Source organism: Tautonia rosea (assembly GCF_012958305.1).
Classification (GTDB): domain Bacteria; phylum Planctomycetota; class Planctomycetia; order Isosphaerales; family Isosphaeraceae; genus Tautonia; species Tautonia rosea.
Map to the genome: position 1 here is coordinate 221,273 of NZ_JABBYO010000003.1, position 16,627 is coordinate 237,899.

At 62.4% G+C, this 16,627-nt stretch carries 13 protein-coding genes; 4 read left to right on the forward strand and 9 right to left on the reverse strand.

Features of this window, described 5'->3' with window-relative positions:
• Nucleotides 1-47: 47 nt before the first annotated feature.
• Nucleotides 48-254, reverse strand: coding sequence for a carbon storage regulator (locus HG800_RS06275; protein WP_169974910.1), 207 nt, complete (start codon nt 252-254; stop codon nt 48-50).
• 297 nt (nt 255-551) lie between these two features.
• On the opposite strand from HG800_RS06275, the gene HG800_RS06280 reads away from it, so the two are divergent.
• The 3 genes from HG800_RS06280 to HG800_RS06290 all read left to right on the forward strand — a co-directional run bounded on the left by HG800_RS06280 (nt 552) and on the right by HG800_RS06290 (nt 4,751).
• Nucleotides 552-3,089 (forward strand): hypothetical protein, encoded by a 2,538-nt coding sequence (locus HG800_RS06280; RefSeq protein WP_169974912.1) that lies wholly within the window; start codon nt 552-554, stop codon nt 3,087-3,089.
• A 50-nt stretch (nt 3,090-3,139) separates the two neighbouring features.
• Nucleotides 3,140-4,162: an N-acetyl-gamma-glutamyl-phosphate reductase gene (gene argC, locus HG800_RS06285; protein WP_169974914.1), complete on the forward strand. Its 1,023-nt coding sequence runs from the start codon at nt 3,140-3,142 to the stop codon at nt 4,160-4,162.
• Between the two features lie 142 nt (nt 4,163-4,304).
• Entirely contained in the window at nt 4,305-4,751 is a 447-nt protein-coding gene (locus HG800_RS06290; protein ID WP_169974916.1) for a hypothetical protein, read from the forward strand.
• 167 nt (nt 4,752-4,918) lie between these two features.
• Here the strand turns inward: HG800_RS06290 and HG800_RS06295 are convergent, their stop codons facing one another.
• The 7 genes from HG800_RS06295 to polA all read right to left on the reverse strand — a co-directional run bounded on the left by HG800_RS06295 (nt 4,919) and on the right by polA (nt 14,595).
• Nucleotides 4,919-5,653: a sulfite exporter TauE/SafE family protein gene (locus HG800_RS06295; RefSeq protein WP_169974918.1), complete on the reverse strand. Its 735-nt coding sequence runs from the start codon at nt 5,651-5,653 to the stop codon at nt 4,919-4,921.
• A 63-nt stretch (nt 5,654-5,716) separates the two neighbouring features.
• The gene (locus HG800_RS06300) at nt 5,717-7,135 is read right to left on the reverse strand and encodes a 30S ribosomal protein S1 (protein WP_169974921.1); all 1,419 of its coding nucleotides are present in this window, start codon (nt 7,133-7,135) and stop codon (nt 5,717-5,719) included.
• Nucleotides 7,136-7,273: 138 nt separating this feature from the next.
• Nucleotides 7,274-7,945: a hypothetical protein gene (locus HG800_RS06305; RefSeq protein WP_169974923.1), complete on the reverse strand. Its 672-nt coding sequence runs from the start codon at nt 7,943-7,945 to the stop codon at nt 7,274-7,276.
• A gap of 85 nt (nt 7,946-8,030) precedes the next feature.
• Nucleotides 8,031-8,528, reverse strand: coding sequence for a 6,7-dimethyl-8-ribityllumazine synthase (ribH, locus tag HG800_RS06310; RefSeq protein ID WP_169974925.1), 498 nt, complete (start codon nt 8,526-8,528; stop codon nt 8,031-8,033).
• A gap of 96 nt (nt 8,529-8,624) precedes the next feature.
• Nucleotides 8,625-10,424, reverse strand: coding sequence for a transcription termination factor Rho (gene rho / locus HG800_RS06315; protein WP_169974927.1), 1,800 nt, complete (start codon nt 10,422-10,424; stop codon nt 8,625-8,627).
• A 214-nt stretch (nt 10,425-10,638) separates the two neighbouring features.
• Nucleotides 10,639-11,454: a dephospho-CoA kinase gene (coaE, locus tag HG800_RS06320; RefSeq protein ID WP_169974928.1), complete on the reverse strand. Its 816-nt coding sequence runs from the start codon at nt 11,452-11,454 to the stop codon at nt 10,639-10,641.
• Between the two features lie 435 nt (nt 11,455-11,889).
• Nucleotides 11,890-14,595, reverse strand: coding sequence for a DNA polymerase I (gene polA, locus HG800_RS06325; protein WP_169974930.1), 2,706 nt, complete (start codon nt 14,593-14,595; stop codon nt 11,890-11,892).
• Between the two features lie 393 nt (nt 14,596-14,988).
• Here polA and HG800_RS06330 point away from each other — a divergent pair, with 393 nt between their 5' ends.
• Complete coding sequence (locus HG800_RS06330; RefSeq protein ID WP_169974932.1) at nt 14,989-15,735, forward strand: carbohydrate-binding family 9-like protein; 747 nt, start codon at nt 14,989-14,991, stop codon at nt 15,733-15,735.
• Between the two features lie 18 nt (nt 15,736-15,753).
• On the opposite strand, the gene HG800_RS06335 is transcribed toward HG800_RS06330, so the two are convergent.
• Entirely contained in the window at nt 15,754-16,566 is an 813-nt protein-coding gene (locus tag HG800_RS06335; protein WP_169974934.1) for a DUF1186 domain-containing protein, read from the reverse strand.
• Between the last annotated feature and the right edge of the window lie 61 nt (nt 16,567-16,627).

The window sequence follows — 16,627 nt, forward strand, 5'->3', positions numbered from 1 at the left end:
ATGCCGTGGTGCTCTGGCAGTTCACAATCGTCGGGCGACCCGAGCGATCACGCCCACTGAGTAGAGGAGGACCGGGCGTGCGCGGAGTCCTCGTCCAGCGGCTCGCGGGTGAGCAGTTCTTCCCGATAGATCATCTGACCATCGGGAGCTTCCACACCGATGCGGATGGAGTTGCGGTCGATCCGGACGATGGTCAAGCGGATGTCCTCGCCGATCTGAAAACGCTGACCTTGTTTGCGGCTCAGAACCAACATGGCGGACTCCTTTCCCTCTTTCGGTACGGTTCGCGAGAGGGTGATGGTCTTGGTTGGAATGGGCTTCCTGCCCTTGAACCGAAGCAATTGCAGCCTTCGTGCCGAATTCGAACGATTCCCGAACGTTGACCTGTTTGTGGTTCTAAGTCATTGCTTTATCGTGAGTTTCGCGGGGAGGTCGTTTCGGAAGGCGAGGGATTCGATCCTCGGATCAAGGAACTTGAATCACGACTTACAATCAAGCCGTGCAGGTCGGTGCGTCGATCCTGTAAAGTTTACCGATCATCCGAGAACGGGTTGAGGAGCGGCAATGTGGTCAATGGGATGATCGGATCGGGGATTGCCAGGGGCCTGGGCCCAGTGTTGCTCTGCGCCCTGATGCTGGCGTGGCTCTGGCCGATCGGAATCGGTGGAGCGATGCCGGTCGGCGGCGACGTGACCCAGTTTCAGATGGGCCTGATGAGCGTGCTCGGCGAGGCGATCCGCGCCGGTCGCTTGCCGCTCTGGAACGATCGCTGGGGCTTCGGATTTCCGAGCCTGGCCGAAAGTCAGATGGGGGTTTATTACCCGCCGCACTGGGTCTGCTTCGGACTCTTGCCGGTCGAGGCCGGATACACGGCAAGCATGGTGTTGCACTTGCTCTGGGGAGCCCTCGGAGCCTTCTGGGCGGCCCGGCGATTCGGGGTGTCCTCCTGGGGGGCGACCCTCGCGGGAGGAGCCTGGGGGGCCTCCGGCTTCTTTCTCATTCACCTACCGCACCTCTGGGCCCTGAGTGTTGGAAGCTGGACCCCCTGGATCTGGGGTTTGGCGTGGTCGATCCTCTCGGGGAGAGGTGGACGCGGAGCCCCCTGGCTGCTGGCGGCAGCCGTGACGGTTCAGGTTCTCCCCGGACATTTCCAGCTTGCCTTCTGCACACAGGTGAGCGTGGGGGTGATGGTGCTCGGGGCTCTGGTGATAGGCAAGTCCACGCGCTGGGAAATGACGCTGCGATCGATCCTTGTGCTACTGTCCTTGCTGGCGATCGTGCCAATGGCCGCCTGTCAGATCGTGCCGACGGCGCAACTGGCCCGGCTCGCGGAAACACAACGCGACTTCGAGTACCTCTCCGGCTTTGCGGCCACCCCGGTGCATCTGGTCAATCTTGTCGCTCCTGATCTCTATCACCGTTCTCCGCTTTGGCGGCCGGTCATCTGGGACCCGTTTCACACCTCTCCGGAAGAGCTTCGGCTTTACGTCGGCCTGATCCCCGCCTTTCTGGCCCTGATGGCGCTTTGCCGACCAGGCCCGCACGCCGGGATTATTCGCGTACTGTTCCTGGTGCTGGCGGTCGGTTTGTTCCTGAGCCTCGGCCCGTACGTGCCGGGCTTCCGGGTCTTCAGTCAGTGGCCGGGTTTTTCATTCTTCCGGGCACCAGCGCGATGGGGAATGATCGTCTCGCTTGCCCTGGCAATCCTCGCCGGCTTCGGCTTCGACGCGATCCAAGACGGCCGCCTCCTTCGGCCCGGTCGGTGGCTTGTCGGCTGTGTGCTGGGAGCTGTCCTCTGGATCGGGGCCGTGATCGGCCTGTTCGAGCTTGGCTTGAATGCGACCGGGAGCCCTGGAGCTTCGAGCATCGTCGGCCTGTACGAGCGGGCCTTCGAGCAATTTCCGTGGACCAACGATCCTCCCGTCACCGAGGTCTTCGCCCGGGCCCGACGCCCGCAGGCCGATCTTCGCGTGATTGCTGCCCAGGAGAGAGAGGGACTCGGTCCCGTGCCGACCGGCGGCTTACGGCTCGATCGAGAACGATGGCGAATCTATCGCGCCGAACTGGGAACGACCGTCACCCTGTTGATGAGTGTCGTGCTGCTCGCTCCGCTGGCCAGGCGACGAACGACGCTGATGATCGGGCTCGTCGTGCTGACAATCGTGGACCTTGGCCTGATGGCTCGCCGTCGTCCGGTGGATGCGGCACCAATCCGCCCGCTCACGGAACAGAGTCGCGTCCTGGGACGCCTCGCCGAGCTTCCCCAAGGAACCCGCTCGATCGACCCGATGCGCAACCTGACGATGGTTTCGGGCGCGGCTCCGATCCAAAGCTACCGAACACTCGACTTGCCGATTCATCCCGAACTCCGCGGCCTTGCTGACGCCATCCCCCGATCGGCTCAGGAGGTCGAGGCGATCCTCGACGCTCAACGCAGCCTCGGCGCGCGAGTCCGAGTAATCGGGCCGATCGGCCCCGGCATCGAGCTTCTCCGCGACCGCTTCACCGAAACCGGACGCATCGAGTCCTCCGAGATCCTCGATGACCCCAGCCTGACTTCCTGGCTCCTCGGGCCTGGATTCGCCGAGACCGACGAAGGGCGGGCCGGGCGCTACCTGGTCCTCGATGCCGGGGCGGCTCCTCGGGCCTGGTTCCTGCCGACCGACGCCTCTGATCCGATCGAACGCTTCCGCAACGACCCGGGCGATCCGATGCGGATCCCGGAACTGCTCGACGACGCCCGTCCGCTTGACCTGCTCATGACGGTCCCCGAGCGCCTGGAACTGTCGATTGAGACGGACGGCCCCGGTCTTGTCCTTGTGACGCAGCTCGATTATCCCGAGTGGACTGCCTCGGTCAGCGATGCCGAAGGGGTGGCGAACCCGGCCCCGGTTCATAGCGTCCTGGGGGGATGGCAGGGCATTGCGTTGCCCGGTCCCGGATCGTGGACGATCCGGCTTTCCTACGAGGGACGCTTCGAGCGACTGGGGCTGCTGCTCTCCTCGATGTCCTGGGTGGCCTGGCTTGCCGGACTGCTCATCACTCTGCGTCGTCACCGAGCAACATCGCTCCATCCGATTGAAGGCTGATCGAACCTGCCGCTGACTCTCTCTCCTCGCTTCCGCTCAAGGACCTTCCGATGACCGACGTGGCGATTGTGGGCGCCTCAGGATATACCGCCCGGGAATTGATTCAACTCCTGCTCCGGCATCCTGGTTCCCGGATTCGCATGGCAACCTCTCGGAAGGACGAAGCGCCGAAGCTCGATGCACTTCATCCCTCGCTCGCCGGTCGGATCGACCTTGCCTGCGAACCGTTCGATCCCGATCGCGTGGCCGAGGTTGCTCAGGTCGCGTTCCTTGCCTTGCCTCATGGGGCGAGCATGGCGGCGGTTCCCGAACTCCGACGTCGAGGGCTCCGCATTATCGACCTCAGCGCCGATTATCGCCTGAACGACGAAACCGTCTACGAAGATTGGTACGACCATCCCCATACCGATCCCTCCGGCCTTCGTGAGGCGATTTACGGGTTACCCGAACTCTATCGAGATGCGATTCCTTCCGCCCCTCTGATCGCCAATCCTGGGTGTTACACCTCAACCGCAATCCTCGCCCTGGCTCCGCTCGTTGCCCAGAACCTGATCGAGCGATCGGGCATCATCATTGACGCCAAGAGCGGCGTCTCAGGCGCGGGGCGATCACCGAAGCTCACCACCCACTACCCCGAATGCAACGAAAGCCTCTCGGCTTATGGCGTCGGTCGCCACCGACACACACCAGAGATTGAGCAGATTTTGACGGATGTTGGTCAGGCCGTGTCCAGCGACCCCGTCGAGGTCATTTTCACCCCCCATCTGGTCCCGATGGACCGCGGCATCCTTGCCACGATTTACGCGCAGCCCCGGAGGGCGGTCACCGAGCTCGATCTCCTTGATCTCTACCGCGCGTTTTATCGCGAGTCTCCCTTCGTCCGGGTCCTCAGTCGGTTGCCTGCAACGAAAGACTCAGCCTTCTCGAATTTCTGCGATCTGACCGTTCGAGTCGTCCGAGGAAAGGTCCTCGTCATTGCCTGTCTCGATAACCTGCTCAAAGGGGCTTCAGGGGTGGCCGTTCAGAACTTCAACCTCTTGACTGGCTATCCAGAGACCACCGCACTGCTGTAAGCCGTTGGAACGTCGGCAGCCCGGTGCCCGGTCGACGGCGTGTCGGCAGATCCGATACGATCAAGAAGGAAGGTTCGGCCACCCGCAACGGGTCGTTTCCCGGAGTGCGGGGGGTCAGGTCTGCTGTTGGGGAGACGAGACGATGAACCCGTCGATCCGTACGACCTTGCTCGCCGTGACCTGCCTGGCTGCCCTGGGAATCGTCATCGGCGGTGTCCAGGCGCGTTCGCAGGGGGAAGCACCTCAGGACCGCACGCTTTCCATGTTCATGCAGGCCAAGCTCGACCACTCGAAGGACGTGCTCGAAGGCCTGACTGTGGCGGATTTCGAACAGATCGTCCAGGGTGCCCAGGCTCTCCGGCAACTGGCCGAGAATGAACTCTGGCGCGTCAGTCCGAATATGACCTACGTCCGCTATACCGAGGAATTCATTCGCCTCACCGAAGCCCTCGAAGAACAGGGGCGCGCGAAAAACATTGATGGTGCCACACTCAATTATGTGAACTTAACCATCAACTGTGTCAATTGTCACAAGTTCGTCCGCGATCAGCGCGTGACCTTCCTCGACCCCGAAACCCTCCGCCGCTGATCTGGTGTGAACCGAACACCATACAGAACTTCCGTGGCGTGAGTGGTTCCAGTTTGCTCCTTACCACAACCCCATCCTCGCGCTTCACCCGGCCTTCGTCCACCCTGTCGCCCATCGAGGGGAAGAAGGCCGGGGAGAGGCGCTTCAGTAGGCGATCGAGACCCAGTTCAGGTGATGAACAACCTGATTCCGGCGGCGACGAGCACGACGGCCAGCACCCGGCGCAGCATGGTCGGGTTCAGTCGATCGCGCCCCGCCCGCGCCCCGATCATTCCGCCGACAATCGCTGCCGGTGCCCAGAGCACCAACCCGATTGGCAAGTGCGGCGTCGAGCAAAGGTAGCCGGTCAGCCCGGCGATCGAACTGACGAGCACGAACGGAGCGACCAGCCGAGCGGCTTCCTTCGGGTCTGCCCACCCGAGCAACTGGAGGGCCGGAAGGAGAAAGATTCCTCCTCCGGTGCCGGTCAATCCCGCGGCAAGACCGATGACCGCGCCCAGCGCAATCCCCGCACCGATCGGAATGCGCATTCCGCCGCGATCCTCGCCCTCATCACCGGTCGGCCAGACCAACCGCACCGCCGAGAGAATCAATAGGCTTCCCACGACCGGCAGATAGATTTCAGCCGGTACGTGGATCAATCCTCCGAGGAAGGCCATCGGCACCGCCGGAAGGGCGATCGCCGCAACGGTCTTCAATCGATCCCATGAGCCCGAGTGAAAGACCCAGGTCCCGACCAGGGCGACGAAGCCGTTGAGCAGCAACGACGCCCCTTTCATCGCGAGCGGATCGACCCCGAACAACGCCAGCACCGCCAGATAGCCCGACGCCCCGGCGAGCCCAACACTCGCATACAGGGCGGCGACAATCGCGATGAGCAAGGCCAGCACCACGGGTTCCATCAGCGGTTCCCCCGCAGAGTTGGCCTGCTCGCTCCCAGGGTTTCAGAGGCTTCATGTTGGCGATCAACCGCCGAAGAGCGGCGCGTCGCGATCGCCGAGTCCTCCCTTCAAGGGAACCTTCCGCTCTTTTTTGGGTCGAGGAGCCTCCTCCTCTTCCTCGGCAACGGCGGGTTCGTCCTTGGCGGTCGGCTTGAGTGAGAGGCTCATCCGCTTGGCTTCGGCGTCGATGTCGAGGATCCGGGCCTCAACCTCTTGACCTTCCTGAACGATGTCCTTGACTCGTCGCACTCGTCCGGGGGCAAGCTCGGAGATATGGATGAGTCCCTCGACCCCCGGCTCGATCTCGACGAATGCACCGAAGTCCATCGCCTTGACGACCTTCCCCCGGATCATCTGGCCCCGGCCGTACCGGTGCTCGACCGTGTCCCAGGGGCTGGGGGCCAGTTGCTTCAGCCCCAGGCCGACGCGGTCCTTCTCCTTCTCGATCTTGAGGACTTTGACCTCGACCTCATCGCCGATCTTGACCACGTCTTCGACCTTCGTCCCGCGTGACCACGAGAGATCGGAAACATGGATCAAGCCATCGACACCCCCGAGATCGACAAAGGCACCGAAGTCCTTGATCGATCGAACAACACCCTTTCGAATTTGGCCTTCCTGCAGCTCGGCCCAGGTCTTCTCCCGCATCTCGGCGCGTTGCTGTTCCAGCAGTTCCCGACGGGAGACAACGAGGTTCTTCTCTCTCGGGTTTGCCTCGGTCACGACCACCTGGAAGCGTTGATTGAGGTACGCTTCGGGATCGGCCACGAAGCCGAGCTCGATCTGGCTTACCGGCAGGAAGCCCCGCATGCCGTCGACATCGACTTCCAGGCCCCCCTTGATCCCCTTTGTCACACGAGCCTCGACGACCATCCCCCGCTGAACGCTTTCCCAATCAGCGTCAACGGCCGCCCCTTTCAGGTTCAGGCGGGTCAGGCCGGCGGCAGGGTCGTAGCGATCGACCATCACCTCGATGGAATCACCCACGTTCGGCAAGGGTTTCTTGGCGCCGAACTGCGAGACGGGAATGAACCCCTCGCTCTTGGTGCCGAGGTCCACAATGATCTCGTTCTCACGGACCCGAACCACTCGTCCGACCTTTGGAGCCTTGGCCGTTTCCGTGCCTCGACGGCCGGAAGGAGAGGCCTTCGGCGGTGCGGCTTCCGACCGGGCCCGTCGGTTCATCGAACCGGGAACCGTATCCGGATCAAACCCTTCGAGGGCCTTCTCCAGTTCAGCTTCCAGTTCCTCGTCCCAGTGGCGTTTCAGGTTGAGTTCCGGCCCGACGTCCTGACCGGTTGCCGCGTCAAGTGCGCGATCGATCTCCTGGTCGAGCGGATGCTGGTAAGGGTCCGGCTCAGGCTTGAGGCTCTGGCCAGGGCGGGGCCTCGGCGGCGTGCCGGCAGGGGGTTCGTTCAGGTTGCGAATCGGTTCGTCGGACATGGCCTGACCCCGTTCGGGAGGGTCCTCAGATCGGTTGGATCGGGTCGGAACATTGAATCGAATTGGATCGAATCAAGAAACGTCGAAATGCAAATGGGTGTGAGGTTGTCCTGTGTGAAATATTTCCGGATGTCTCGATCACTCAATCAGTTCCAGGGTGGCCCAGAGGCTCGGGTCTTCCCCGACCGGGAATTCTCTCCCGACGGTCAAGAACTGATCCCCCCGGTCCGGATCGGTCACCCGGTACGAAAAGCCGAGGCGACGGTTCGTTTCCGCGTCGAATCCGTTCAAGACCGACCCCGGCAGAAACACGTCGAGCCGATAGCCCGAACGTATTCGCTGGGCCGTCGATCGGACCGGCTTGAGGTCGGCCAACGGGGCGTCTACGGTCGCCCTCGGAATCCTCAATTGCCGGACCTCCACCTCAAGTCCTTTCCCCTTGCCCGGTACGACTCCGAGGTGAAACCGATGGCAGTGACGGCTGGCCCGGTGGATGTCCCTTGTGTCTCTCGTGTCGATCCAGAGCTGCACGCCGTCGGAATCTTCGGGACGTTCGGGCACATGAGTCAACGGTCCGAACTTGCCCGTCACCTCGACCGAAATGCCCAGCCCCTCGACGTTCCAGGCAACCCGAACCTCGGCCCAGCTTGCTCGACCGTCGATCGCCCCCAGCTCCGGCAAGAGGCACGAGCGGTCCAGGTCGAGGAGCCGAGCCTTGCCCGATCGGGGGATCCCCTCGACCTTCGGGCAGGGCAGGGCAACCCGGAAGTAGAATGCTTGCGGAATCAGCGGCGCGGTGGATGTGGACATCGTGGCTCGACCTCCTCTGTCGCAATTCCCGTCCCGGGTGTGTGACGTCACCGAGACGAGAGGCGAACTCCTCACGATCGCGAGGTTAGCCGCCCGCCCTGGTGTCGGCAACCGGCTCGGCTCGGATTTGCATCAGCAGGTTGACCATCTCGATCGCCGCCATGGCCGCCTCGCCGCCTTTGTTCCCCGATTTCAGGCCCGATCGGTTGAGTGCCTGCTCGACCGTCTCGGTGGTCAAGACTCCGAAGATCACCGGCACGCCGGTCGCCAGACTTGCCGACATCAGGCCACCGGCGGACTGTCCGGCGACGTGGTCGTAATGCCCCGTCTCGCCCCGGATCACGCAGCCGAGACAGATCACCGCTGCATACCGACCCGACTCGGCCATCGCCTTGGCGACGATCGGTAGCTCGAACGAGCCGGGAACCCAGGCTACGTCGATCCGATCGTCGGGCACGCCGTGCCGAACGAACACCTCGCGGCAGCCGCCTAGCAAGGCCTCGGTGACCATCGCGTTGAACCGAGCACAGACCACGGCAAAGCGGCCTGCGGGGGGAGAATAATCGCCTTCGAAGGTGGGCATCGCTGTGTCAAACAGGCCAGAGGATGAAGGAGGGGCGACGATCGATCGAATGAATCGGCCGATCGCCCCCGGGTTCCGATCAAAGCAGGGCTCTGCTTACGCTCCGTTCAGCGCTGACAGGAAGTCCTTGTTCGACTTCGACGTCTTGAGTCGACTCACCAGTTGATTCATGGCCTCAATCGGTCCCAGATCATTCAGTTCGCGACGAAGCTCGTAAATGCGCCGCAACTCCTCATCGGGAAGAAGGTTTTCCTCGCGACGGGTTCCGGAGCTTCTCAGATCGATCGCGGGCCAGATGCGACGATCGACGAGCTGACGATCGAGGAGCAACTCCATGTTGCCCGTTCCCTTGAACTCCTCGAATATCACCTCGTCCATCCGACTGCCGGTTTCGATCAGGGCGGTCGCCAGAATCGTCAGGCTGCCTCCTTCCTCGACCTTTCTCGCGGCGCCGAAGAACCGCTTCGGCTTTTGCAGGGCCGAGGCATCGATGCCTCCGGTCAGCACCTTGCCCGAGTGGGGGGCTTCGGAATTGTAGGCACGGGCGAGTCGAGTAATCGAGTCGAGCAAGATCACCACGTCCTTGCCGTACTCGACCATCCGCTTGGCCTTCTCGATCACCATCTCGGCAACCTGAATGTGCCGCGAAGCCGGCTCATCGAAGGTTGAGCTGATCACCTCGGCCGTCGGGCTGTTGACGGCTCGTTCCATGTCGGTGACTTCCTCCGGCCGCTCGTCGATGAGCAGGACCATGAGGTAGGCCTCCGGATGGTTTTTCAAGACGCTATGGGCAATCTTTTGCAAGAGCATCGTCTTGCCCGTTCGGGGCGGCGCGACGATCAGTCCTCGCTGGCCGAACCCAAGCGGCGTCATGAGGTCAAGGACCCGCATGGTCGTTTCGTCGGCCGTCGTTTCCAGCTTGATCCGCTTGACCGGGTGCAGAGCAGTCAGGTCGTCGAAACCAACCTTCTCGGAGAGCTTGTCGGGATCTTCGTAGTTGATCGCCTCGACCCGGAGCAGGGCAAAGTACCGCTCGTTTTCCTTCGGCGGGCGGATCTGCCCGGCCACGATCGCCCCGGTCTTCAGGCCGAAGCGGCGAATCTGGCTCGGCGAGACGTAAATGTCGTCCGGGCAAGGAAGGTAGTTGTAGTCCGGGCTTCGGAGGAAGCCGAAGCCGTCGGGCAGAACCTCCAGGGTTCCCTCGCCGTACATCAGGCCGTTTTGCTTGACCCGCTCCTTGAGGATCTTGAAGATCAGGTCCTGCTTCTTCAGGCCGGTGTACTCGGTAACCCCTTCGCGCTTGGCGGCGGCGATGAGCTGCGGCATCGTCATCCGTTGCAGTTCGGTCAGATGAATCTCGCCGCGCTTGATGACCTCGTAGCGGTCGTGGATCTCCGAGTCGCCGAACAGGGCCTCGTCATCCGAGAACGATGAGAGGTTGCCCTCCAGGTCGGCCTCGGCAGCCTCGGCTTTGACGAACTCGTCCAGATCTGGATCGAGATCATCCTCAACGAGCGATGCGGTCGAGTGGTTCAGGGGTTCGGGAGCGTCATCGACGTCCAGCCCTTCGCCGAAGGAGCGGCCTGAGCCCTGGTGCTGAATCTCATCCGATTCAGATTCGGCCCGCTGGCGTTCGGCTCGAGCTGCTCGGTCGCGCTGCAGGCGATCGCGAAGCGTTGGCGGGGCAGCGTCGCGCTCGCGATAGGTTTCCCGGTAGCGCACCGGTTCTCGAGCACTTTCGCGGCGCGACGTGCTCGGAGGCCCTTCGCCCGCGGAGGAGTCTGCACCAATCGGGGGTTCTCCAGTCGTCGGAAGATTGGCCTGGTCGGTCTGAGACGACTTGCGGGAGCGAGACGGGGAGGGGCTGGGCTCCCGGCGACGGGTGTCGTTGGCCATGAAGACGATCTCCTGAACTGCTCGGCCGGGCGGCGAGAGCCGTCGGCCGCGACAAGGTGGCGTGATCGGGTGGCGGGTGGCGTCGTCGGACCTGAGAACATGACCAGTCCAGGTGAGAGGTTCGATCGACGTCGCGAGCGATTGAAAACGATTGGTTGGGTTAGGGGATACAGGGAGATTGGTGGTCGTCGTTCGGCAGGTTGCCGGTCAATGCTTATCGTTTCCGACGGTTGCGGCTTCGCGGGCCGTCGGGTCGGCCCTGGCCCGGTCTGAACCGTCGCGTCCGAGCGATCGGACGTTCTGATTCCACGGTCGTTTCGCTCCGGTCGTCCGGGGCGACCGAGAACTCAGGCCGTCGGATCAGCGTCCGCCAGAGTGCATCAAGGCGGGCTGTCAGGTCCTCAGGGGGGCCATGATTGGTGAAGACGTGGTCAGATTGCTCCCGCTTGCGCGTCAGTGGCCACTGGGCCGATTCCCGGGCTGAGAGTTGTTCGGCCGACCAGCCTCGAGATTCCGCGATTCGTGCCCTGCGGACTCGATCCGGGGCGTCGACGAACACGATCGCGTCGCAAAGGTCATCCCAACCGGCTTCAAACAGGACCGCGGCATCGAGGACGACCATTGGAGCTTCGCGTCGTCGGCCGACGCGTCGGATGGCCTTCTCGAACGTCGATCGCATTCGGGGGTGCAAGATCGCCTCCAGGGCCCGCAGCGCGTGCGGCTCGGCGAAGACGATTCCTCCCAGAGCCGCCCGGTCGATCTTTGGCTCCTCCCCCTCGCCGACGGTTGTGTCGAGCACATCGTCACCAAACCGGGCGACCACGGCGTTTCGCGACGGCCGCTGATCGAGCAGGGTATGGCCGATCGTGTCGGCGTCAAGCACTGTGGCTCCTCGAGCGGCGAGTTCCGAGGCCACCCGACTCTTGCCGGCTCCGATCCCACCGACCAGCCCAACGACCGGCATCGGACCGTGTTTCCACGGACCCGGAAGACGACGTTGACCGGAGGGGCGACGTGCGTAACGCGGCATGATCGTCGGACTCGTTCTTGGACCGAGGGGTTCGGTCCCACCAATCCCATCCGAAGATCTGACGGGAACGGCGAGAGCGTGAGGGAACAGGGTGTTTCGGTCAAATCGCGAGGTTCGAAGACTCTCACGAGGTGGGTTCAGGAAGGAGCAAGCGGCCGCCCGCACGACGGGACAACCGGAGAGGACGGCGATGCCTGCGAAACCGATCACCGAACGCCTCAATGCGAAGGCGTCATGGTCGGGGTCGCAATACCCCCCGAAGCTGATCCGCGTGATCGAGTGATTCCATCGCCGCGGCAGGGCTCGCGGGCAGGAAGGGGGCTGGGGTGGTGCGAGTGCGAGAGACCTGCGAACTCTGCGTACATATATACTCGACCTCGGGGCCTCAATCAACGGGATTCCGTCGCTCGTGTCGAAATGTCCCAGGTCGGCGATTCAATCGGCCCGAATCAGGGCATTCACATCCAGCCAGTTCGGACCAGACGCAAGATCGACCTGAAGCGGCACATCGAGCGGTAAGGCCGAGACCATTGCCTCGGCCACCATGCTCGAAAGCCTCGGGAGTTCCTCGGCGGGAGCTTCAAAAACCAGTTCGTCGTGGATCTGGAGCAACATCCGCGCTGACATTCGTTCCGATCGTAACCGTCGATCGACCTCAAGCATTGCCCGCTTGATCAGGTCGGCAGCCGACCCCTGAATGACCGTGTTCACGGCCGTCCGCTCGGCCAGGTTCCGCACCCGGCCGGTCGTGTTCTTGATGCCGTTGATCGCTCGACGCCGACCGAGAATCGTTTCCACCCGACCTGCCGCCAGGGCCTGCTCCAGCGTCTCAGTGATGAACCGATCCACCCCTTCATACTGGCGAAAGTAGGCGTCGATGAAGAGCGCGGCATCGCTTTGAGAGATCCCCAGCCGGCTTGCCAGCCCGAAGGCACTGAGGCCATAGATCACTCCGAAGTTGACGGTCTTGGCCATCCGTCGCTGGTCCTTCGTCACCTCGTCCTCGGCCACCCCGAAGATCTGCGAGGCCACCACGCGGTGAATGTCCCGGTTCTCGGCGAACGCCCGCACCAGTTCCGGATCCTTGCTGAAATGGGCCAGAATCCTCAGCTCGATCTGCGAGTAATCGGCTGTCAGTAAGGACCAGCCGGGCGCTCCCGCGATAAAGGCCTGGCGGATTTGCCGGCCATCTTCGGTGCGTACCGGAATATTCTGGAGGTTCGGGTCCGATGAGCTAAGCCGCCCCGTCGCCGTCACTACCTGGTTGAACGACGCGTGAATCCGGCCATCCTCGTGCACCAGCTCGGGAAGGGCATCCAGGTAGGTTCCCTTGAGCTTGTCGAGCTGTCGGTGCTGAACGATCAGACGAGGCAAGGGATGTTCGACCGAGAGCGCTTCGAGAACTTCGGCATCCGTGCTCGGCTCGCCGCCCGGGGTCTTCTTCGTCGGTTTGAGCTTGAGATCTTCGAACAGCACCTGCCGGAGTTGCTGGGCTGATCCGATATTGAACTCCCGGCCGGCGATCGAGAAGATCTCCCCCCGAATCGTCTCCAGCCGATCGGCGAACTCGCTCGACAGTTGCCGGAGCTTCCCCACATCCACCGCGATTCCGGCCGCCTCCATCCGGGCAAGGACGGTAATCAGCGGACGCTCCACCTCGGCATAGAGCGTCCAGAGCCCTTCCTCTCGTACTTTTTGTGCGAGGATCGCATCGAGCCTCCAGGCGGCGTCGGCGTCCTCCCCGGCATACGCGGCCACGCGATTAATTGCCACCGTATCGATCGTCGTCTGATTCTTACCTTTGCCAATCAGGCTCGAAATCGGGATCATCGTGTGATCGAGCAATCGCCTTGCCAGCTCGTCGAGGTTGTGGTTCCGCTCACCACTTTCAAGCAAGTAGCTCAGGACCATCGTGTCGGTCATCGACTCCGACAATTCGACTCCGAGCCTCCCGAGCATCAGCAAGTCGTACTTCAAGTTCTGACCGACAATTTCCCGCTCCGGGTCGGTTAGGATCGGCTTCAGGGCCGTCAGGGTGGCGGTCCCGTCCAGCGTGTCGCTCCCTTCCGGACCTCGTAGAGGCAGATAAAACGCCGCTCCGGCCTCCCAACAAAACGACATCCCCACAAGTCTTGCCGTCAGAGGATCGAGTGCCGTCGTCTCAGTGTCGAAGCTGAACCTCCGCTGCTCCTGGAGTAAGGTGAGGAATCGATCGAATTTCTCGGGAGTGTCGACCACCTGATACTGATCGACCGGCCAGAGGTCTTCCGGTCGATCCGGTTCGCTCGCGGCGATCTCATCCAGAAAGCGATGGAAGCCACACTCGATGCAAAGCGTTTTCAAGGCCGGGTGATCGATCCCATCCCGGCAAAGGTCGGCCCAGTCGAACGTGATCGGTAGGTCGGTCCGAAGCGCGATCAGCTCCCGGGCCTTCCGAGCCACGTCCGCATTCTTGTACAGATTTTCCTTCCGCTTGACCCCGGAGACCTTCGGGATGTTGTCGAGCAATCCATCCAGCGATCCGAACTGCTGGAGCAACTGCGCCGCCGTTTTCGTGCCGATCCCCGGCACCCCCGGTACGTTGTCAACCGCGTCTCCGGTCAGGGAGAGCAGATCGACGACCTGCTCGGGGCCGATTCCCCAGTCCTTCTTCAACCCGTCGACGTCAAGCACCTGCTGCTTCCGCAGATTGTAGATAAAGACATGATCGCCTAGAAGTTGTCTTGCATCCTTGTCCGACGTGCAAATGAACACGTCCATCCCGTGATCAACCCCGAGTCGGGCGATGGTGGCGATGACGTCGTCGGCCTCGGCCCCTTCGTATTCAAGGATCGGAATGCGAAAGCCTTCGAAGACGCGCCGAATCAAAGGGATCTGCGGCTGCAAGTCGTCGGGCATGGCCGCGCGATTGGCCTTGTACTCCTCGAACAGGTCCGAACGAAAGACTCGCCCCGGACCATCAAATGCCGCGGCCACCGAATGAGGCTTCCGATCGCGATGAAGGTTCAAGACATCCCGCATGATTCCGAAGACGGCGTTCGTCGGTTGCCCCGCCGGTCCCGTCATGGTCGGAATCGCATGGAAGACCTGATAGATGATCGAATACGCATCCAGCAAGTAGAGCGTCGGGCGGTCGTTCATCGTGATCAGGGGCAGAGGTGATGGAAGAAAGGAGGGAACCCGAGGTGGTGGTGGCCAACCCAGGGCTGCACGCGACGGAGGGATTGAACTCGATCGACTATCCCCCGCAACACTCTCGCTGTCAAGCCGGCGACCCGCCTGCGGTCAAGCTCGGCTGAGGACAAGGCCTTCGACCTCGACTCCACCTCAACGGAACCAGGAACCTCCTGATGAACGCTCCTGCGCTTCTGGCTCGCCCCTCGGGAATGACTTCGTTAGATCGTGGTGCTTCAGGAAATCCTTCCGCTCCCGCATCGCGTTCCCCGTCCGGCTTCTCGTACAATCCCCATCCAGGAATCGATCTTTCCGGCCTTTCCGATACGACGATCCGCGCTCGTTGAGGAGTCACTGCTCATGAGAACCGCCGCTCTACTGATGCTCCCCTTGCTCCTGATCTCTCCAGCATTCAGCAATGACGAGCCCCCGATCACTCGCGAAGCTGTTTGCCGACGCGTCGAGACGCCCCCCGTTCTCGACGGCACGCTTGACGACCACGCCTGGACTGCTGCCCAGGCCGATGAGATCAAGCATTTCTCCGCCTTCTGGGCCGGAGAGGCTCGCGGCGAGGGCACAAGCGCCTGGCTCGTCTGGGATGACGACGCCCTCTACTTCGCCGCCACCATGACCGACGCCGAGCTGCGAGCCTTCGGCACTGAGCGCAACGATCGCCTCTGGCTCGGTGATGTCTTCGAGCTGTTCTTCAAGCCCTCCGAAGACGACCCGCGTTACTACGAGTTCCAGGTGAACCCCCGATCCGTCATCCTTGAGCTTGCCTTCCCTCGCCGTGGGTATTCGTTCGAGGAACTTGCCGCGAAGCCTCCGCTGGGCTTCGAGGCCGTTGCCGTCGTCGAGGGTACCCTCGATCATCCAGGCGATTCCGACCGCTCGTGGTCCGTCGAAGGGCGCATCCCGTGGTCCCTGTTCGAGGCCACCGGCGGTCGCCCTGCGATCGGGGATACCTGGCGGTTCGCGCTCTGCCGCTACGACTACGGCCCCGAGGGGACCGAACCCCTTCTGATGAGTTCTGCCCCTCTCGGACAACCGAGCTTCCACCGCTACGAGGATTACGGCCTGCTCCACTTCAAAGGCACAAACGACTAAGCCCGAGGGATCGTTCCCTCAACGCTGCTTTCGTTTCCTTGAGTGAGCCCGAGCCTGTTTCTGCTGTTTCTTTTTCGACTTCAGCTTCTTGAAGTCCGGACGCTTCGAGCCGGGCGACGGCTCCCAGCCGGTTTCGAAACCGAGTGGTGCGAACCGAGCGTTTCGTTTCGGTTTCGGACCAAGACCCAGCTGATACCTGACCTCCGGCCAATCTCCCGCGATTGAAGCATCAATCCGATCTGCCTGGAAGGCCGCCTCGATCACCGGGGCGGCCTCGATCGCTTCCAGATCAATCAGTGCACTGACGACGAATCCGTTCAACTCCGGGTCGTTTTCGGGGTGCGTTGCCAGGAGGTTCGACAGGTAGGCCACAACCCGATCCCGCGATTCGGGATGGGCCTGGGCCACCTTGACGAACGATTCGCTCACTCCAACTCGGTTGAGCGCGTCGTGAGAGTCGTCCGCAAAATAGCGTTCGCATGCCGGCAGAACGTCGGGCCCGAGAATCGCCATGACCTCCGCGAATTCTTCCATCCAGAAATCATGGATGTCGGCGATTTGCCCGTAATTGGCCAGGAGGGGTTCCACACCTTCGACCGCTCCCAACTGCCCCAGTGCCCGAAGCGCATGTTCGCAGGCCCAGGCCTGAGCCTCATCAACACCCTCCTCGTCACACTGAAGTAACAGCTGTGGGTCGGTTGCCAGGCGAACCAGGTCTGAAACATGCTCGGGGCCAATCCCCATCGCCCGGTAATCGGGCCGATCACCCCCCAGTTCGGTTTCGCCGAGGCGAAGCAGTTGGTCAAGCGGCGGAGGATAATTCGCGCTCATCGTTCCCGTTCCGGTTGGTCCTGATCGGTAGCCGTTCTTCCGATGATCACGTGCTCTTGAA